The sequence below is a fragment of the Enterococcus sp. S22(2020) genome (assembly GCF_020295385.1).
In the GTDB taxonomy this organism is placed as follows: domain Bacteria; phylum Bacillota; class Bacilli; order Lactobacillales; family Enterococcaceae; genus Enterococcus_L; species Enterococcus_L dunnyi.
In genome coordinates this window covers 65,073-86,325 of sequence record NZ_JACFUD010000004.1, presented here as the reverse complement: position 1 = coordinate 86,325, position 21,253 = coordinate 65,073, and the positions used below count along the sequence as shown (strand labels likewise).

Here is a 21,253-nt window from a genome sequence, read left to right as displayed (position 1 = left end):
TAGCAATTTTATTAAAAAGGGTTATAAAATCTTCCCCCATTAACCTTAAATAAAGCAAAACTTAAAGCTGTCAGGATCAGCGCCAACCCGATTACAACAATATCAGCGAAATGAAACGGTTGTTGCGCATACCAAGTTCTTTTTTTCTTTTCACCAAAGCGGCGTAATTCCATCGCTGTACTAATGGTTTCAATTCGATCTAAACTGGATAAGATCAAAGGGAAAACGATTTGTGCTGTCCCTTTCAACCGTTGGCTCAATTTGCCTTTTTTAGACATCTCAAAACCACGCGCCTGCTGCGTTAATGAAATATTGATAAAATCTTCCTGGATATCTGGAATGTAGCGAATCGCTAAGGCAACTGCGTAACTGATTTTATAACTAACTCCGATTCGATTTAAACTAGAGGCAAATTCACTCGGATTTGTCGTCAAAAGAAAAATCAGAACAAGCGGAATCGTACAAAAATATTTTAAGACTAAATTGAACTCATAAAATAATTGCTCCTGCGTGATCGTAAAGCGTCCAAATCCTTGCCAAATCAATGTTTTCGAGCCATAAAGCTCAACACCATATTCTGGAGAAAATAGATACACCGCAATAATATTGAGTAATGAAAAAACGAAAATAAACTTAACGACAAAGGAAATTTGATGCCATTTGATATGCGAAAATTTGAATAAAATAAGTGAAAATACCGTCATCCCAAGTAAAAAACGCGTATCATAGGTTGTCATGCACGCTACAGACAACAAAATCAAGAAAATCAATTTTGCCGTACCGTTTATTTTATGAACCACTGTATCATCAGGAATATACCCTAGCATTTGATGTTCATTCATGTAAAACGGACCTCCTGATCATATGTCATAAAATTTTTAGTAAATAAAAATGGATCAACTAACTTTAGATGCTTAGCAAAGGTAAATAAACTCGTCTCTTTCAACGAAGCCTGCTCTACTAATTGAACATTTGTCAATACGTTGATAGGGGTCGTATCTGCAAGTATCTTTCCATCAGACAACACCAATGTACGTTCGGTATATTCTAACATCAGATGCATATCATGCGTAATCATCGCGATAGTCATGCCCATATGGTTCAGCTTTTTCAAGAAGCTCATCATTTCTGTATAATGCTTAAAATCTTGCCCTGCTGTTGGTTCATCTAAAATGATCATTTCTGGTTCTAAAACTAAAATCGATGCGATCGTCACTCGTTTTTTCTGACCAAAGCTAAGTGCTGATATCGGCCATTTTCGAAATGAATATAGTCCACAGATTTTTAAAACTTTTTCAACCTGCTGATTGATTTCAGCTTCTGGTAGCCCTTTTAATACTAAGCCTAATGCAACTTCTTCAAAAACCATCTTTTTAGAAATCATCTGATTTGGATTTTGCATGACAAAACCAATTTTATCCGCCCGTTCTTTGATCGAAAATTGCGTAAAGTCTTCATTCTGCCAATGCATCTTTCCAGTTTGAGGTGTAATAAAACCGCAAATAGCTTTACTCAATGTGGATTTCCCAGCACCATTTTTCCCAACGATACTAAACATTTCCCCTTTATTGATCGTCACCGAAACATCGTCTAGCACTAAACGGCCATTTTTTTGATATTGATACGTTATATTTTCTAACGTCAACAGCGGTTCCGTTTTCTTTTGTTCAGATTCCTGTGATTGCTCTTTCATCCAATTTTCCATTTGTTCCTTTAACCGTGGGGCTTGAACCTTCTCGTTATCTGATAAATGTTCGACAGTGGTCAGATCTACACCAGCATATTTCATTGCTGTTACATACAGCGGCTCACGAATTCCTTTTTCTATAAGGATATTCGTTTTCAGGAGGTCATCTGCCGGCAAATCAGCGACGATCCGTCCATCATCAAAAACGATCACACGATCTACTGAACGATATAAGACATCTTCTAATCGATGCTCAATGATAACGACCGTGGTCTTGACTTTTTTATGAAGATCATCGATCAATGCAATCGTCTCTTTTCCAGCTTTAGGATCAAGATTTGCCAAAGGCTCATCAAATAATAAGATCGGCGCTTCATTGATCAAAACCCCTGCCATCGATACCCGCTGCTTTTGTCCGCCGGATAAATCCTGTGGTCGATGATGTAAAAAATCACTGATTTCAACCACTTCTGTCCATTTCTTGACTTCTTGTTTCATCGTTTCTTGCGAGACTGCATCATTTTCTAGTGCAAAAGCCACATCTTCGCCCACAGTCAACCCGATAAATTGACCATCTGTATCCTGAAGAACAGTTCCAACATCAAATGATAAGTCAAATAAACTGGTTTGAGTCAATTCTTTCTCATTGATCTTCACACTTCCAGTAATTTCTCCTTCATAGCTGTATGGAATCAAGCCGTTGATGCACTGGGCAAATGTCGATTTCCCGCTACCGCTGGGCCCTAAGATCAAGACTTTTTCTCCCTCATAAATTGTTAAATCGATAGTATGTAATGTAGGTTCAGCTTGGCTATGATACTGGAAGCTGAAGTTATCAAATGTAATCAGTGGTTTTTTCATGGATGCCGCTCCTTTTTTCTATGTAAAAAAGACAAGAAAAGACGATTAGCTAAAATAGCCGTTTTTTCTTGTCCTTCATTTCTATTTTACTACATAACTAATCTTTTGTTAAACTCCCTTTTTTTGTTCGGGTTGCAGCATAAGCTGCCATCAACAATGTACCGATAATTCCAACAGCAATGATATTTAGGACTACTGCAATAACACCTTGTGTATAAACTTTACTAGCAGGCTCACTGTAGATCAAAACATCTAATGTCGGAGCGATCAATCCCCAAACTACAGCATTTCCAACTACTTGATATATATTAAAATGAATAATGTCTCTTTTCGTGAATTCGCCATGCTGTAGATCGATCTTTCTTCCTGCAAAACCATAGATAACACCAATGATCCCTGAGCAAACGATCCAGCTCCACCAAGCACTGCCGTAAGTTGTGAAATCCTTCAATGTGTGTCCGATCAATCCGATCAGACCACCTGCTACTGGTCCAAAAATAGCTGAAATCAATGCTAAAAACGGATAGGCAGTCTCAAGGTTCGTATTTGGAAAACCTGTTGGAATCACTACAAAACGTCCCAAAATAACAAAAACAGCTGAACCGATACCAATTGCTACGATCGTTTTTACTGAAAAATCTTTTTTCATTTTGTTCACTCCTATTCAAAAATAATCTTTGGTGCTTTTCTCAATTGGATCGTCCAGTCTGTCCCAGTTCCAATATGATATAACTTCGAAAATGAATCTTGGTTAACAGCTACTCCGATATTGACCAATGAGTTGACATACACCAAAGGCTCCCCGATATTGACATCTGCAAATGATTTTGCAAATTTCATAATATTTTGATACACTTTTTTCTTTTTATGATAGATCGTCACTTGCAGCTGATCTCCATGACTGATTGTTGCTTCCTTTAGAAATGCTAAAGGAATATTCGTCCATAGTGACCCAAAACGAATATCCAATACATCGATACTGCCTTCTAATATATGCTCATTTTGTGTTGCTTCAATCAATGGCAACGTAGTGATCGAAGCTGTATCAACAACACTGCCTAATTCTTCAAAAGAGATCTCACTACTAGCGAGACGCGCACCATTATACGCATAGATATCTCTACCATGAAATGTATGACTTTCTTCTGAGTGTGGTAAGCGACTAGTTACTTCATCGATTGCACGAATTTCTTCGATTCCTTGATAGTGTAAAATGTGTGTTAACGAGCCATTATCCGGTGTGATGATGTAATGTCCTGAACTTGTTTTCGCAACGATACTTCTGCGGGCACTGCCGACACCTGGATCGACCACCGAAACAAAAACAGTTCCTTTCGGCCAGTATTTGACTGTTTGATACAGCCGATAAGAAGCTGCCCAAATATCATACGGGGGAATCTCGTGGGTCAAATCTTCAATGGTGATTTCATCGCTGACCATATGTGCCACACCATACATCGCACTAACTGCACCATCACCAAGACCAAAATCTGTTTGTAAAACTAAATATTTCCCCATCTCATTACCCCTTTCATGTCTAAAATCACAAATAACTGTTGCCTTGAAAAAATAGATCTAATCAGTCTATCAATTCTCAAATAATACTACCTTTTTATCCCACATCTGTCAACGAAATTATCGAACGATCTTCCTGAAATATAAATAATCATTCGCTTTTAAATCATAAAAAAAGACAAAATAATAACTTGAGTTGTTATCACTTTGCCTCTTTTTTTACTATTTCTATCTAACTATTCTACACCGATTTCAGCTTTCACAACGTCAGCAATCTGATCCACATAATAATCTACTTTTTCTTGTGTTGGTGCTTCAGCCATCACACGTAGTAGTGGTTCAGTTCCAGATGGTCGAACTAAAATACGTCCGTCACCATTCATTTCTTGTTCCATCTGTTCAACGATTGCTTTGATTGCAGGTACATCCATCGCGCCATGTTTATCTGTCACACGGATATTTACTAATTTTTGTGGATAAACAGTCACTTCTGCCGCTAGTTCAGATAATTTTTTCCCTGTTTGTTTCATGACGTTCAATAATTGAATCCCAGAAAGCATTCCATCTCCTGTTGTATTGTAATCTAAGAAGATCATATGTCCTGATTGTTCGCCGCCAAAATTATAGTCGTTTTTACGCATTTCTTCTACAACATAGCGGTCACCAACTTGTGTGATGACATCTTTCATTCCGGCAGCCTCAACGGCTTTACGGAAACCTAAATTACTCATCACAGTGGTTACGATCGTATCTTTTTTCAAACGATTTTTTTCTGCCAAATATTTTGCACAGATAAACATGATCTTGTCTCCATCAATGATGTTCCCAAGCTCATCCACTGCAATAATGCGGTCACCATCACCATCAAATGCTAAACCTGCATCCGCATTTTTTTCAACAACCATTTCTGCTAGTTTTTCGGGATGTGTTGAGCCAACACCATCATTGATATTCAAGCCATTTGGACTAGTCCCCATAGTAAAGAACTCTGTTTCTAAATCTGCAAATAAACGGTTAACTGAAGTTGCAGTCGCTCCATTGGCAGCATCGATACAAACAGTGATTCCTGATAAATCGCCCGGAATCGTTTGAACTAGAAATTGTGAATATTTCAATAAGCCTTCTGGAAATTCATCTAACGAACCCAGACCTTCTGCAGAAGGTCGAGGCAATGTATCTTCTTGTGCATCAAGTAATGCTTCGATTTCCAACTCTTGATCATCGACTAACTTAAAGCCATCTGAACCAAAGAATTTGATTCCATTATCCTCAGCAGGATTATGAGAAGCAGAAATCATGACTCCAGCAGATGCTTTTTGCAGTCTTGTTAGATAAGCAACACCTGGTGTTGAGATGACGCCTAATTGGAATACTTCAATTCCTACTGACAACAATCCAGCAATCAGCGCTTGTTCCAATAATTGTCCGGAAATACGTGTATCGCGACCAACCAATACTCTTGGACGACGTGTAGAATCTTCATGCTGACTAAGTACATATCCGCCAAAGCGGCCCAATTTAAACGCTAATTCTGGTGTCAATTCTTTATTTGCAATTCCTCGAACACCATCTGTTCCAAAATATTTACCCATCTTAACTCTCCTTCTACTCTATAAAGGTCTGTTTATTCTTTTGATACAAGCCCAAACAAATCCTTTTATCATGTTGATTCAGTAGTATCATTTTCTTTTGGTGCATCATTTGTTGTCGTTTCTGTGACTGGCTCACTGGATGACGATGAAGAACTAGACGAACTGACAGATCCGCTTGAAGGCGTAGAATCAGGTACTTGCTGACTTTGATATCCTCCTGCTGACCCTTGAGTGCCATTCGTTTCCGAATAGCTGACACTGCTGTCTGTAAAAATCGGATTGATTGTTACTTCTACTTCCTCCGGTGAAACAATATACTCTGAACTTGTAGGTATCTTGACTTTCTTCTTAGTAGATGATCTTATATTGCTGATATCTACAGGAACTTCAATTGCATCGATCGAATCTAAAACAGAATTAGATCCTCTGATCTCCGCTTTCAACTTTGAAAGACTAAACGTATAATTCGCTACTCCAGACGGCGGTGATCCCGTTGGAGCCACTGACAAGCCTACCTCTTTTGAAGGCAAGGACAATTCAACCACTACTCTGACCTGAGGCGCTGGATTTTCAATACTCAATACTTGTCCTTTATTGTCGAGAGCCTGAACATTCACCGTTTGTTTGATCGTATCAACAGATTGCTTCACATTCGATAATGGAGCAACCACTCGTTCGATTGCTTTTGCCGTTTCTTCACCTGTCGTAATATCGACTTTTTTAGGACTGATCGTCGTTTTTTCTACAGTATACCCTTCTGCTTCGATGGACTCAGGCAACTGTACCTGTACATCAAATGATTGAGTCACTTTTTTCTCCACAGTCACAGTGATTGTTTTAGGCTCGATCTCAGCAGTGACGGCTGTGCTCAATCCTTTGACTCTCAACTGGATCTCAGAAGTTCCGAGTGAGGTCTTGGTCAAATCAGCAACTACTTGAAAATTCCGAGTATCTTCATTTGATTCACGGTTTAACTGGATTCTATTGGCACTGCTTAAATGAACATTGACTGTTTCTTCATACCCCGAAACAAAGTACTTGTCTTGATCATATTCCAGCTGAACGGGAATATTGTAGAGCATTTCATCATATACTTGATTCGTATTGACTAAAACAGAGGAATTGTTTGACGCATTTGCATTGAAAAATAGTAGTAATGCAAATAATAATGCGAGTAATGCAGAAAACCAATTGCTTTGAGAGGGTCGTTTCATTTCTTTTTCGCCCCTTTCGTTACACCATCGATAAAGTGCTGCAAAAGATTCTTTTTATCTTTGTTTCCTTCTTCTGGTACTAATTCTGCTCGAAGAATTTTAAGATATTCTTCCTGAGTCAAACGCGGAATCAGATCATTGTTCAACGTCAAGCTAACATCGCCTGTTTCTTCTGACACGATGATCGTTACCGCATCGCTGACTTCGCTGATTCCGACGGCCGCTCTGTGACGTGTCCCAAATTCCTTAGGGATCAAATTACTTTCTGACAACGGCAAGTAGGCACTTGCAACAGCAATTTTGCCCTGCTTTACAATCACCGCACCATCATGTAACGGTGTATTAGGAATAAAAATGTTGATCAGCAATTCTCCTGAGATATCTGCATCTAGATCGATCCCTGTTTCGATATATTCGTCTAATCCTGTATTTCGCTCGACGGTGATCAGCGCACCGATTTTCCGTTTTGACATATACTGGATTGCTTTGTCAAAAGCCAAGATCATCTTCTCGTCTTCTTGCTGCTCAGATTTTGTTGCTCTAAAAAAAGAACTTCGACCTAAATGCTCCAGCCCACGCCGGACTTCTGGTTGAAAAATAACGACAGCAGCAATCACACCATACATGATTACTTGATTCATCAACCATGATAATGTATGTAGTCCAATGATCTCACTTAGTATCCGAATGACTATAAAGACAGCGACTCCTTTAAGCAGCTGAACAGCTTTGGTTCCTCGAACGAGCATAATCAGCTTATAGACAAGATACCATACAACTAAGATATCAATAATATTGATAATATAATCACGGGATAAGAAATCAGATGATATCAATTGCTGCCAATAATTTAAATCGACTAATCGACTAAGTTGAAAAGACATCATAAACCTCACTTCTCTCTGAAGATTTCTTTATTAGTATACCACACTCTTTTATTCGGTTACAGAATGGAGAATAAAAGATAGAAAAAAATTATGAAATGAAATGTAAAATAACACGTTAATAAATATCTATGTCCTTCGTTAACTCAGATTTTTTACATAGGCACTGACAACTAAATGACTCGTTGATAAACCTGCAAAAATACTGGCAGCTAAAAGATTAGTCACATTAGCTAAAGAGAACGTAACTAAAATAAAAATAGAACTTTTCAGCAAAAGTAGTGCTGCGCCTTCTAAACGTTTGTCAGAACCCGGTGCACACCACCTGCCCCAAATCAAACAAACCAAAATAGGAGCTGCTAGTCCTAACAAAACTTGCACCATTTTTCCTGCTTGAAATGTAAATCCCCAGTATCCCAAAATAAAAACTGACAACACTTCAAGAAAGAAAGCAAACCCCGCATCCATCACTTGAAAGGGTTTCATCTATTCACTCCTTCTTTTGACCAATAGCAGCAATGAGGTTGAAAAAGTCGATTATGTTTAGAGTGCGAAACAAAACTGATTTTTAGTTTTGCTCCGCACTCGCTCCATTGATTATTCTTCTGATTTAGTTCGTTTTGCTGCCCGTTCTGCTCGTCTAGCAGCACGTCTAGCTTCCGGATCAACAACTCGTTCTTTTTTGACCCGCGGAGCCTTTTCAACAACTACGTCTATATCTGTCTTTTCTAGTTTTGCCCTGATTTTTTCTTCTTGCCCAGCCATTCGCGCATAATTATAAAACCGATTTTTCGCATCATCTACTGTTTTATCGAATAGCTTACCAGCAAATTCCGGCTGAGTGGATTCTAAAGAAGAGAAACGAACTTGTTTACGCATAAAGTCTTTCATTTCAGCAAAATTCGGCTTTTTATAATCTAGCGTCATTGGATTTTTTCCAGCTTCTCTAAGTTCAGGATTATAACGATAAAGTGACCAATAGCCAGAGTTGACTGCTTCTTTCGCTTCTTGTAAAGTCTTGCTCATACCGCCCGCTAAGCCATGAGTGATACAAGGTGTGTAGGCAATGATGATCGAAGGTCCAGGAAAGCGTTCAGCTTCTTCAAACGCTTTGATCGTCTGCATTTGGTTTGCTCCTGATGCGATCTGCGCCACATAAACATTGCCGTAGGTCATCGCCATCATCCCTAAATCTTTTTTAGAAACGTATTTCCCGCTGGCTGAAAACTTAGCAATCGCAGATGCAGGTGTGGCTTTTGAGGTTTGTCCACCAGTATTGGAATATACCTCATTATCTAAAACCAGCATATTTACATCTGCTCCACTAGCTAATACATGATCGATCCCGCCGTAACCAATGTCATAGGCCCAGCCGTCGCCGCCGATCATCCACTGACTATTTTTCACAAATAGATCATGATCCGCGTACACTGCTTCTAAAGCAGGCTGGTTCGTTTTTTCATCCAGCAATGCTGCTTTCAGTTTCGCTGCACGCTGCTGAGTTCCTTCACCAGTATGCATATGTTCGATCCAGTCTTCCATCAACAGTTTTAATTCAGGAGAAGCAAAAGGCATCGCTTCTGTCATCTTCAAGGCTAAATGTTCACGGCGTGTTTGATTCGCCAATAGCATTCCATAGCCAAATTCCGCATTATCTTCCAACAAAGAGTTAGACCAAGCAGGCCCTTGTCCTTCATCATTTGTCGTATAAGGTGACACAGGAGCTGCACCGCCCCAAATGGAAGAGCAGCCTGTTGCATTTGCGATCATCATCCGGTCGCCAAACATTTGTGTTAATAATTTTACGTATGGCGTTTCACCACAGCCTGAACAAGCACCTGAAAATTCTAATAATGGTTTATTGAATTGAGTCCCTAACACTGTATTTGGTTTAGCAGGATTTTCTTTTTGTTTCAAGGTCATCGAAAACGCCCAGTTCATCGCTTGTTCTTTTTGCTCTTCGTATGGTTTCATAACCAAAGCTTTTCCTTTAGCAGGACAAGCATCTACACACAAACCACAACCAGTACAGTCCTCTACTGAAACTTGGATTCGGTACTTCAAGCCGTCTTTACCGCGCATTTCTCTTACGATATATCCTTCTGGCGCTTCGTCCATCTCTTCATCATCTGCCAAAAATGGACGAATCGCTGCATGAGGACACACAAATGCACATTCATTACACATTGTGCAACGATCGCTGATCCATTCTGGAACTTCAACCGCAATGCCGCGTTTTTCAACAGCTGTTGTTCCAAGCGGCATCCGGCCATCAGTCATATCATTTTTGATAAACGCTCCAACTGGTAGCTCATTTCCTTCTTGACGATTGATCGGCTCAACAATTTCATGAACATAATCCGTTACATTCGCTTTACGGACTTTCGGTTTCACTTCTATTGTTTTCCATGCCTCCGGTACTTCAACTTTATGCAATAGTTCTACTGTACGTTCGATCGCCTGCACATTTTTTTCAACGACAGCCATTGATTTTCTAGCATAACTTTTGTGGGCTTCTTCTTTTAAAATCGGCAGCACTTCGTCAAACGGCATAATGTCAGCAAGCTTGAAAAAAGCTGTTTCCATCGCCGTATTGATGCGGCCGCCTAAACCTACTTCACTCGCTAATTTAACTGCATTGATCGTGTAGAAATTGATTTCATTTTCAGCGAGATATTTTTTTAGCTTGTTAGGTAAAAAGCGTTCTAATTGTTCATCATTCCAAACGGTATTCAGTAAAAACGTACCGCCTTTTTTCAATCCTTTGACTAAATCATACGTATGCAAATAAGCTGCTGTATGACAAGCCACAAAATCAGCATGTTCGATCAAGTAAGTCGAACGGATCGGCGTTTCACCGAAACGTAAATGAGAAACGGTCAGCCCGCCGGATTTTTTAGAATCGTAGTAAAAGAAGCCTTGTGCATATTTATCAGTATGATCACCGATGATCTTGATTGCAGATTTATTGGCTCCAACAGTACCGTCTGAACCAAAGCCCCAGAATTTTGCTTGGTATGTTTTTGGGTTCGTTAAATCAAGCGCTTCACCACAATCCAAAGAAGTATATGTTACATCATCAACGATTCCGATCGTAAAGCGTGATTTTGCTGCTTTCTTTTCTTTTTTAAGCTCATCATAAATCGCGACGATTTGGTTGGGCAAGACATCTTTTGACCCTAAACCGTAACGTCCCCCGATGATCATTGGACGTAACTCTGATTCATACATTGCACTTTGAACATCTAATAATAATGGTTCTCCGCCAGCACCTGGTTCTTTCGTACGGTCCATCACTGCAATAGCTTTAACGGTTTTGGGCATTTTTTCTAAAAAGTTCTCAACTGGAAACGGACGATATAAATGAATATTTAAAAAGCCGACTTTTCGTCCTTGCTTGGCTAAGTAGTCGATCGTCTGTTCGATTGCTTGAGCAGCAGACCCCATCGATACAATGACTTCTTCAGCGTCTTCTGCACCATAATAAGTGACTAAATCATAGTCTGTTCCTCTTAAAGTATTGATTTCATCCATATAGCGCTTCACGATCGTTGGAATTTCTTCATAGTAACGGTTGATCGTTTCACGTTGTTGGAAATGGATATCTGGATTTTGATTTGTTCCGCTGACAGAAGGATGATTTGGGTTCATGCTTCTACTGCGGAATTCTTTGACTTTTTCCTGATTTAATAATGGCGCCAGCTCATCATATTCCAGCACTTCGATTTTTTGAATTTCATGACTTGTTCTGAAGCCATCGAAAAAATTAATAAACGGTACGCTTGATTCGACTGAAGCCAAATGAGCAACGGCCGATAAATCCATCACTTCCTGCACACTGCTCTCACACAACATGGCAAATCCAGTTTGGCGGGCAGCCATCACATCCCCATGATCGCCAAAAATATTCAATGCATTCGTTGTTACAGCTCGACTGGCAACATGAAATACTGACGGCAGTAATTCTCCAGCGATTTTGTACATATTCGGGATCATCAATAATAAGCCTTGTGAAGCTGTATATGTCGTTGTCAAAGCACCTGTCTTCAATGAGCCGTGTACGACTCCTGCTGCTCCAGCTTCTGACTGCATTTCAACAATTTTGACCGGTTGACCAAAGATATTTTCTTTGCCTTCTGCTGACCATTGATCAACTAATTCAGCCATTGTTGAGCTAGGTGTGATCGGGTAAATGGCTGCTAGTTCTGTAAAAGCATACGATATGTAAGCAGCTGCTGTATTTCCATCCATCGTCTTCATTTTTCGCATTATGATCGTCATCATCCTTCTATTATATAAGTAGAATAGTTGCACGCATATTCTTGTTTATTATAACGGAAACGAAATGATTTTGAAACGGTTTGTCGAACTTTTTCACAAACTTTTACACATTTCTTACTTTTCACATGGAAAGATTTGACTATTTTTAGTTAAAAATAGAAAAAGGACTTCACAAACTCTACTTTTGGCGTAAGTAAAATTTGGGAATATCCTTTAAAATGATTACTTTACTTTTTTCTTAAATCGACAACCTTTTTCAGCTAAGCGGCGAATCACTTGATAAAACCAGTCATCTTTTGGCGAAATCCAATTCTTTTTGATCTGCATCCGCTGAGTTGGATCAAAATAATGAGGTGGCATACCATCTAATCGATTATGGCTCTTGGTCGAGTCATACCGAGGGCGTTCGCCGTAATTGAAAGATTCACCATTGGCGATCGGCATTTGCTGGTAAGCTGTTTCTTGTGTTTTCGTCGTCCACTGGCTGATCAGCTCTCCTGCTTCATCAATGATAAATTCACTATGATAATCAGCAGATAAAATTTTTCGATAGAAGCCGCGCTTTCTGATTTTTTTGAGCAATCCTCTTTTTGTTAAGACTCGTTGCCCGCTACGAATATCACCTGCTGTCACATCTATACCTAAAAGTGCTCGATTGTGATACTGCGGATCTGCGTAAAACCAGCCATCCTTTAGAATCATTTTGATTGCTGCTTCATCGGTGGGTAGATTATGCTTCTGACGATATTCTTTTACATATAACACGTTGTGTTTGTCTAATCGATGGCGAAATTGATGCAGCATGATCTCATCAGGATAATTTTTTTTTAGAGTTGATCGGTCTATCTTTTTATCTGAGTCTTTGATTTTCAATCCATTTGGATACGCTTTTTGAACAGTTTTTGCAAAAATATCTAAAAAAGAAGAGCCTGGCGCTAGATCTGGATCAACTGCATACTCTGTCAGAGAAAATGCCAAATCATTATTATCATTCAGAAAACCACCCAATTGTTTTATAACCAAATGAACTTTCTCTTTATTAGATAAGTTACTATGAATAAATAATTGTTCGTATAAAGGAGACCCAATAAGAAAAAGTTGCTTCTCACTCTCTTCAAGTAAGTGTTCAAATACTATCGGTTTTTCATCTATTCTTTTTTTTAGATATTCTGCATAGCAATTTAGTGCATCCCTATCCCAACCATGATCGACTTGTTTATTACATTGGATTTTGAGCGTAAGAGTATAGACAGTTCTTTCAGTCAGTGAAAGAGTTTTAGGGATGTAATCATCAGGGATAGTTGTTAATAATTCCTTTTTCACCTTCATCTATCTCCCTTCTTTCTGATTAGTATACCATTCGTCTGATCAAAATGACGGTCTTATAGTTTCTGATTCATAAAACAACCTTATCATAGCTCCCTTTTAGGCAACGATCGATAAGGTTGTTTTTTATTTCTCTCTTATTTATTGGTCCGTTTTCTTATCCAAAGCATCATTTACTGCATCATTCCACTTATCTTTATTCCAGCTGGCAATTTTTTTAACAACATTCCCTGCATTATTTGGATCAGGGTAATAATATTCTGCTGTGATATTTCTACGGTGCTGATCGATCGGAATATCCAATAAAATAGATTTTTCTGCAGTCGCTAGTTGTGGGGTATATGTTTTATACTTGTCCCCATCTATTTTGATGATGATCTTATTGACATTGCGGTAATAGGCTGTCAGTCGTTTGTTCACCACTGAAAGTCGAACATAGGCATTACCGTCTTCGATAATAGGATCAGGATCTGTCGGCTTCGTGTTTTCCGGCATCGGACTGACCATTATCACTTCTGCAGCTAATACACGCTGATTTTCAGGAATAAAGTCTCCCGGCACAAAAGGAATTTCCTCTGGGGAGCGACCTTGTGCTTTGACCGATAAGCTAAAGGATGGAGAACCTTCTGGAATCCTCGTCACGATGCTGCTAAATGAAAAAAGAATTTCGTCTTCTATCGATAGATTGACTTTATCCGTCTCCGTCGTGAGCATTCTAGTTACCGGATCATATGTTGCGCTGACTTCTACTGCTTTATCTTCTGAATCTGAGATTTTCTTTTTCTTGAAGGTAAAATTTAATTCCTCCTCAGCTAGATCTTCTGGTATCACTATTTGGGCAAAAACGTTCTGGACAATCTTTCTGGAATTTGACAGATTGTCTTCACTTCTAATTTTCCCTGTATAAGTCAATCGACTGCCAACTCTAGTAATATCGATCTCTTGATTGGTTACAGAATCTTTCACTTTCGTGCTTGATTTTACAGAATCAGGAAAAATAACCAAACCTTCCGGAATAATATCTTCCACAGTCAAAAGTGTCGCCGGCTTAAAGCGCTCGTCCTTCTTACTGGTTTTCACTGCATCATGATACCCTTTGTAGCTTTCATATCCACGTGCTGTCGGCATCAGATTCCCCCACAAATCATTTGGCTCTTTAGTATGAGTCAAAAGCTTATCTTTGTCTTGCAGCTCACCAATGTCACTGTGATCTTTTGCATAGATTTCAATTTGGCTTCCAGCTGATAAATAGCTCGGTAAATTTATCGTCCAGGCAACGATCGAATCACCTTTTTGTTTCCCTTCACTGGTGATTTTTGTGATGCTTTCTTTTACGAACTGATCATTGATTTTAGGAAAAACATAAATTTCATCCATTATTTTTTCTTCCCGCTCGTCATACAGATCGATCGTGCCTTTAATTTGTTTCGTTGCGTTCGTGATTTTGCTCGAACTTTCTGCTAATGGATCTTTTGTAACTGTTAATTTTTGAGGTGGAGTTACATCGACTGTTGTGACCGGTTTAACCAAAATCGTCTCTTTTTCTTCACTGGTTTCACCGACCTCATTTTTTCTCCCACGATGGGCACCGATCACTTCAACGGTATCTCCTGTACGTAAAAAATCATCGCGATCCATCACAAAAATACCGCCTCTAGCTTCGTCTTCGTCCCATTGCTTGACACCTGGCAAATCATTATTGATTCCTTTCGTAGACAAAACTTCTTCTGAGAGGATCTTTCCGTCTCTTTTCACCTGCACCGTGACCCAAACTTCATCTTCCCAAGCATCACGCATCTCATCTCCATAGCCTACTTTGACACTCACATGACCATAGATTGTTTTATCTGCATTCGTCGGAACTCTAAGTTCATCCACTGTCGGAGCTGAGCCGTTCCCGCTCATCCGACTATAGCGATTCGCTCCTTTATAAGTCGATGTATTAAACTCATTAGGATAATCCGTACTCACGATTCTTTCAAAATGTGAGCCGGTCAATTTATAGGAGATCGGCGCCCAATAGGCATCTGGGTCTTTATCTAAATCAACATTATTTTTGATTTCCCACACTGAAAGATAGGATTTGTTTGCTTCAAAAGTTCCTGAATTTGTGCCGCTGGAAAATACTTGTCCTCCATTTGACCGATTGTTTCTTAAATCATAAAAACGTGGCTGATCGATCTCAAAGCTGGCTGTGCCTGCTGATTGAACGATTCCGCTTGTTTGACTATTCGTAGTGCCTTCTGCTCTAAAAATCGTATCTTTGCCAATTAAAAAGCGCAGGTTCCCATATTGTGTCCAGAGCGCTGGACCTAAATCGGCTTTAATATAGACCTCGCTGCCTTTGCCCTCTAAAGCAAAAACCGAGGTTCGTCCACTTCCATCTACTGGAAATTGCACGCCTTGTTTCCCTGCTAGATCTCCGCCATTTGTCGGACGTCCGCCGCTAGATTTATCTGCTTGATTATTGATCGACAAATTCCCTCCAGCTTGCACTAAAAATTGATTATTCTGTCCATATAATCGAACACCTGAAGCTTCACCGTATCTTTTATCGATCGTTACCTTCCCTTTATTCTTGATCAGAAACGTTTGGCCGCCGACCAGACGAAAACGTAGAACAGCACCAATGTTGTTCCCTTCTCCTTCTGAGATCAAATTTAATTCCGAACCTTCTCCATCTACATGAAAATTACTATCTGTGACTTGATTGATCATCGCCGGCTGTGCTCTTTGTTTATTGTTAGTCAGACCTAAACTATGGACATTGATCTTAGCACCCGCGGTTACTTGTGTAAGTGATTTTGTAGTATCAGAGCTATTATTAGAGGCACCACACAAGGAAATCGTTGCACCGATCGCTCCCGTTTCATTCCCATTAGAGGTTGCATTGACGACAGTTTCTTGATCTCGCGCTTCAAAATAGACTCGATTACGACTACCTTCTACATTCGCATAAATCGCCTGACGCTTTCTGCTGTGGATATTTAAAACTGACCCTTTTTCAGCGACAAATGTTGTGTTGATACTATTATTTTGAGGATAGAGGCGAATCGTCGTTCGTTCACCTGTGAGATCGACCTTCGCACCATCTGTGATCAAGATTTCTGTAGCATTGATCACATCATCCGTTCTTGTTCCTGACACCCAATTTACTATACCTTTCATGACCAAAGAAGCTCTCGGAATATTGATAAAAGAACCGATTTCTCCACGATAAGTATTCGAGACATTTTCAATCAACACTACCCATTCATTATCATTAGAAAGTAAGTTATCACTTTGGATCAGTCCGCTTGAATTTCGAATGTCAACTTTCATGTTCACGAAAGCAAATGTTTGCGGTGTTTTTGTTCGTTCCAATCGGAAGGTTCTGTTAGCATTGGAAGTTGCTGTAGAAGAAAACGTAAAGTTTTTACCATCGATTCGTAATGACCGATTGACTTTAGGCAGTTCAGCAGTACCGGATATATTTGCGCCAAATTCAATATCATCGATCGAAGAGTCCTTTAGCGCATCGATCAACTCTTGATAATTATAGACGATCCTTTTCTTACTTGGATTGAAATTTTGAAGCTGTGTCATTAATGGTAAGTGAAACATATCATAGTTGGTATTCGTTTTTGCAACAGCGCCGGTTGTTGCATAAAGGGTATCTTTAGATGCTAACGCTGTATTTCGGCTCTTTTTTTGCTTTTCTTTTGGCAAAGAATAGTTGATTTTCGTCGATTTTATTTTGCGACCTTCTCGATAAATTTCAATGGTATCTTGGCTATCTTGAGCAATTGGGATCGGCAGTTTAAAGGTTCTTGTTTTATCAGACTTCTCAATTTCAATCTTTACACCATCAGATGCGGCGTTTTCTCCTGAGAGTATCTTTAGTCCCTCGATATCCAGCCCTTCCAGTGATTCTGGTGAAATCACTTGATCCTGTTTTGATTTGAGCACTATCGTTTCTTTCTTTGGCTCTTTTATCTCTACTTCCAGCAGCACTCCGATTTGCTCTTTTAGTTCCGGCTGGATATATTTTTCAACCGTTAAATGATAGTTATTTTTCCCAAAATCTCGAATAAACCAATAGCCCTGATACACTAAAAAAGAAATAAGCATCAGAAAAATGATACTTCCAATACCGTATATTCGTTTCTTTTTTCTTACTCCTTTTTTCATAGATCGAGTCCTCCTTGAACGTTCTAGATCATTCCTCTTCTTCTTCGACATTCAGATAATACAAATTAAACAATAACGTCGATTCAAATGTGCTTTGCTCCCCTTCTTCTGAACCAAATGTGTAACTATAGTCTGTTACTTTGATAAATCGTTGATCATTTTCTAATGCTTGGATAAATGCAAAGAGCTCATTTTTGCCAGCTGCACTATAATCCAAAACGATTTTACTGGAATAAACTTTTTTTGTTGGATCACTTGGTGAAGAAAACAGCAACGTGTCTTCTGCAGTGATTTGTTTCAGCTGAATTTTATTCTTTGCCACCTTTTGCTCAAGTCCGCTTAAGTATTCTTGAATTTGGATGCCCTTAGAAAAACGGGGAAGCTCATTAACGATAGCTGAATCAAGTAGATTTTTCTTGCTGGATAATGTTTGACTAGTTTGTCTAAGTGCGGCAACTTCACTTTCCAACCCCTGAATATCTTTTTGAATCTTACCTACTTCAGCTTGTTTGGCTGAAATACCAGTAAACCAAACAGTTATGATCATGAACGCTAGAAGAAAAAACAAAACAATAGTAATTACAATATGCTTTTTAGTAAAAATGATTGTTTTCATTCCTGCTCTCCTCCACGTTTGATTGCCGGTAACTTTTCCTTCAAGGCTTGAATCTGAATCACTGATTTATATTCTTGAGATGCCTCTTCCTCAGCAGATGAAGAAATAAAAATCGCTTGATGTACCCAATCGATTTTATTTAATGCTTCTGTCAATGCACCAATATTCGCTAATTTTTGACCTTTGATCGATAAATCTATTTGAATCACTTCTTGTCCATCATCTGTTTTCACGACATTTGCTTGAGTTGCTTCCTCTTCTTCCATGCCTTCATTGAGCGGAACAATGATTTGATAGTTTTCGATCACTTGTTGATGCTTGATAACAGTTTCATCCAAGCGTTTGGCCATTTCAGCAAATTGAACCTGCGCTCCTTTTAGTTCTGTCAAATACGTCTGTACCTCTTCTGATTGTTCCTTCTTTTGCTTAGAAATCATTCCCGTCAGCTTCGCTTTTTCTACCTGTTTACTTTGAGCGGCCTGCTGCAGCGTCTTTACTTGCTGTTGAGAAACGAGATACACCGTCGTCAACCCACCTCCAGCAACTAAGAGCAATAAAAGAAAAACAAAGAGTATCAGTAATGTTGCTTGATTTTTATAAAATTTATCAGGCAATAGATTAATATTCATCGCTTCTTAAACTCCTTTCATCGCAAGTCCGGCAGCTAATAAATAAGGTGAAGGAATGCTAAATCTTTTTTCTGTATTGACTGCGATCACAGGAATTTCCACTCTCTTTTCGATAGAAGAAAGTACATTTTTAAATAAAAGCGGATTTTCTCCTACTAGGTAAATTTTGTCTAATTTTTTACCGTTGGATAGCGTACTTGTGTAGTAGTACAAAATATTTTTTGTGATGTCTGCCAACTCCCCAAGTTCCTCGATTTCTTTCGGCTTATTAAATTCAGCTTGGTAAGTGTCATCGTCATTTGCAATGTACTTCCAGTTTGCACTATTGTACTCTTCATATTGACTATAAATCGGGATATGGTTTTCAAAAATAGTAAATGTTGCCACACCACAATCTACCTCGATCAAAAGTAAAACATCTGTCCACTTGATATTTCGATTGATTGCTCTAGTATAAGCAACGGAATTTAGATCTACAGCACTTGGAATACCACCGGCACGCTGGATCTCGTCACCGACTTCAGTCAATGTTTTCTCTGATGTTGCAACAAAATAAATTTCACCATCAACGACCATTCGATCACGTTTTACCGTCTTGGTGTTCTTTTTAGCAGCCTTCTTTTTCACTTGCTTTTTTTGTCTAGCATTTTGCTTTTCAAATATCAATAGATCAAAGATCGGCTGTTCAAAGGGGACAGAAATTGATTCACCTAGTTCCAGGAACAAAAATTGTTTGACCTCTTTTTCATTACGCATCCCATTATCGGGAATGCTGCGAATCAACAGCTCATGATTGAACGCTGAAAATATCACATGAGGATTTTTGATATGATGCTCTTTAAATAGTTGCTTCAACCCTTCATATAACAAGTGCTTATTCGCAAATTTTCCATTTTTGAAGATACTGGCTTTTAAAACCAGCTCTCCTTTTTTATGGATCACAACTGGATTTGTACTTTTTAATATTACAAAACGGATCACGTTTTTTTTAATATCTAAGCCGACAATCGTTTTTAACCCTTTTTTTAAAATGATCTTTCCCTCCATTTCAAGCTATTTATCCTACTTCTAAAAATCTAACCGAAAAGTATTGACCAGAGATATTGAAGCTGTCCCGTTGCATAGGAGTAGACAACCCACGTTCCTAAAGCGATAAACGGACCAAACGGGATATGTCTTCTTAATTTTTTTCGAACGATCATCTCACCGATTGCGTAGATCAATGCGAATACACTTGCTAAAACCAAAGTGATCATGACATAGATCGGACCAATGAATATCCCTAAAACAGCGAACAATTTTATATCTCCGCCAGCCATCCCGCCTTTACTTAAAAGAGCAAGCAGATATAAGCAGCCAAAACCAGCAACAAAGCCAGCAATCGGAAACCACCAAGGATTCAATTGTTGCAGAAATACTCGTTCAATAATAGCAAGAATAAAAAAGGGCAACAGCACTTTGTTTGGTATTTTCTGAGCTGTGATATCCGTAACAGTAATGATCAGCAATAACGATAGTAAGGTCCAAGCAACTAGGGTTTCATTCGTCGTCCGCAGTAAAAAAGCAGATAAAGAAAATAAAGTTCCTGACAGCAATTCAAACCTAAGATAGACAGCACCGATTTTTTGGTGGCAATGGCGGCATTTTCCTCGTAAAAAAACATAAGAAAAGATGGGGATTAATTCTAAAAAAGTCAAGGAGTGATCGCAATTCTCACAGTGTGAACGTTTTTTGATGATATCTTCTCCTCGCGGAAGCCGTTGACCGATCAGTAGAAAAAAAGATCCTAAACAAGACCCTAGGATGAAGATGAATATGTAAAAGAATAGGTATTCGTATGTGGAAGGTGTAATGTTCATAATATTCTCCTTTATATATCAAGCAAAGCTTTGGCTTTGCTTGATATATATTACTATTGAATTATGGTGCTGCTGTTTCTGCTCCTGTAAGACCATCTTTCCAAAGTTGATCCCTTGTCAGCTCAGCAACTTCTTTTTCGTTCACATGATCAAGTTTTTTACTTCCTTTTGACCCCGCAGTTAGCGTATCCGCTGCTACAGTGATCAATATATTACCTTTGCTAGTTGTATGGAATGTTACGTCAGTTCCTGTCTTCAAAAAACCAATCTGAGTAATGTAGTTTTTAGTTTCAAGATCAGCCGCTGTTACTGCAGGGCTCTTTTTACCAATGGCATCGTCTCCTGTTTCAGACATTTGATATAAATTAGCTGAACTCATTAATGACTGCACATTTGAAATTCCTGCATCCTCTCTATTTTTTTGAATAACATTGGAAATCGCTACTGCACCAATCCCAGCAATAATCGCCATGATTACCACAACTGCAAGTAACTCTACTAACGAAAGTCCTCGCTCATCCTTCATTACATTTTTTAACATTTTTGTTTCCCCTTTCTGTGTACATTCCATATGTACGGTTGTTTTTTTATATGATCAACATAGATTACCGGTATTATC

At 38.9% G+C, this 21,253-nt stretch carries 16 protein-coding genes; all 16 read right to left on the bottom strand.

All coding sequences use genetic code 11. From position 1 onward, the window contains the following. Positions 1–11: 11 nt before the first annotated feature. The 16 genes from H3T55_RS08970 to H3T55_RS08895 all read right to left on the bottom strand — a co-directional run bounded on the left by H3T55_RS08970 (position 12) and on the right by H3T55_RS08895 (position 21,175). The gene (locus H3T55_RS08970) at positions 12–842 is read right to left on the bottom strand and encodes an energy-coupling factor transporter transmembrane component T family protein (RefSeq protein ID WP_225534210.1); all 831 of its coding nucleotides are present in this window, start codon (positions 840–842) and stop codon (positions 12–14) included. Further along, positions 839–2,548: an ABC transporter ATP-binding protein gene (locus tag H3T55_RS08965; RefSeq protein WP_225534209.1), complete on the bottom strand. Its 1,710-nt coding sequence runs from the start codon at positions 2,546–2,548 to the stop codon at positions 839–841. The genes H3T55_RS08970 and H3T55_RS08965 overlap by 4 nt, the downstream gene beginning before the upstream one ends. Positions 2,549–2,645: 97 nt before the next feature. Further along, positions 2,646–3,197 carry an ECF-type riboflavin transporter substrate-binding protein gene (locus H3T55_RS08960; RefSeq protein ID WP_087641134.1) on the bottom strand — a complete coding sequence of 184 codons (552 nt, stop codon included), beginning with the start codon at positions 3,195–3,197 and terminating at the stop codon, positions 2,646–2,648. Positions 3,198–3,208: 11 nt separating this feature from the next. Next, entirely contained in the window at positions 3,209–4,066 is an 858-nt protein-coding gene (locus H3T55_RS08955; protein WP_225534208.1) for an S-adenosyl-l-methionine hydroxide adenosyltransferase family protein, read from the bottom strand. A 233-nt stretch (positions 4,067–4,299) separates the two neighbouring features. Beyond that, entirely contained in the window at positions 4,300–5,655 is a 1,356-nt protein-coding gene (glmM, locus tag H3T55_RS08950) for a phosphoglucosamine mutase (RefSeq protein WP_225534207.1), read from the bottom strand. 68 nt (positions 5,656–5,723) lie between these two features. After that, on the bottom strand, positions 5,724–6,869 hold the full coding sequence (locus H3T55_RS08945; protein ID WP_225534206.1) for a YbbR-like domain-containing protein: 1,146 nt from the start codon (positions 6,867–6,869) through the stop codon (positions 5,724–5,726). After that, positions 6,866–7,753 carry a diadenylate cyclase CdaA gene (gene cdaA / locus H3T55_RS08940; protein WP_087641130.1) on the bottom strand — a complete coding sequence of 296 codons (888 nt, stop codon included), beginning with the start codon at positions 7,751–7,753 and terminating at the stop codon, positions 6,866–6,868. Before cdaA ends, H3T55_RS08945 begins: the two co-directional genes overlap by 4 nt. A 141-nt stretch (positions 7,754–7,894) precedes the next feature. Continuing rightward, a complete protein-coding gene (locus tag H3T55_RS08935) occupies positions 7,895–8,239 on the bottom strand; it encodes a YrdB family protein (protein WP_225534205.1) in 345 nt (114 codons plus the stop codon). Between the two features lie 111 nt (positions 8,240–8,350). Further along, entirely contained in the window at positions 8,351–12,022 is a 3,672-nt protein-coding gene (gene nifJ / locus H3T55_RS08930) for a pyruvate:ferredoxin (flavodoxin) oxidoreductase (RefSeq protein WP_225534204.1), read from the bottom strand. A gap of 234 nt (positions 12,023–12,256) precedes the next feature. Beyond that, positions 12,257–13,363, bottom strand: a complete 1,107-nt coding sequence (locus H3T55_RS08925) for a DUF3114 domain-containing protein (RefSeq protein WP_225534203.1) — start codon at positions 13,361–13,363, stop codon at positions 12,257–12,259. A gap of 138 nt (positions 13,364–13,501) precedes the next feature. Then, entirely contained in the window at positions 13,502–17,530 is a 4,029-nt protein-coding gene (locus tag H3T55_RS08920) for a pectate lyase-like adhesive domain-containing protein (protein WP_225534202.1), read from the bottom strand. A gap of 28 nt (positions 17,531–17,558) precedes the next feature. Beyond that, the gene (locus H3T55_RS08915) at positions 17,559–18,146 is read right to left on the bottom strand and encodes a hypothetical protein (protein WP_225534201.1); all 588 of its coding nucleotides are present in this window, start codon (positions 18,144–18,146) and stop codon (positions 17,559–17,561) included. Then, a complete protein-coding gene (locus H3T55_RS08910; protein WP_225534200.1) occupies positions 18,143–18,775 on the bottom strand; it encodes a hypothetical protein in 633 nt (210 codons plus the stop codon). The genes H3T55_RS08915 and H3T55_RS08910 overlap by 4 nt, the downstream gene beginning before the upstream one ends. Positions 18,776–18,781: 6 nt before the next feature. Then, on the bottom strand, positions 18,782–19,822 hold the full coding sequence (gene pilM, locus H3T55_RS08905; RefSeq protein WP_225534199.1) for a type IV pilus biogenesis protein PilM: 1,041 nt from the start codon (positions 19,820–19,822) through the stop codon (positions 18,782–18,784). 29 nt (positions 19,823–19,851) lie between these two features. Beyond that, positions 19,852–20,634, bottom strand: coding sequence for a prepilin peptidase (locus H3T55_RS08900; protein WP_225534198.1), 783 nt, complete (start codon positions 20,632–20,634; stop codon positions 19,852–19,854). A 61-nt stretch (positions 20,635–20,695) separates the two neighbouring features. Continuing rightward, positions 20,696–21,175, bottom strand: coding sequence for a prepilin-type N-terminal cleavage/methylation domain-containing protein (locus H3T55_RS08895; protein ID WP_225534197.1), 480 nt, complete (start codon positions 21,173–21,175; stop codon positions 20,696–20,698). Positions 21,176–21,253 lie beyond the last annotated feature (78 nt).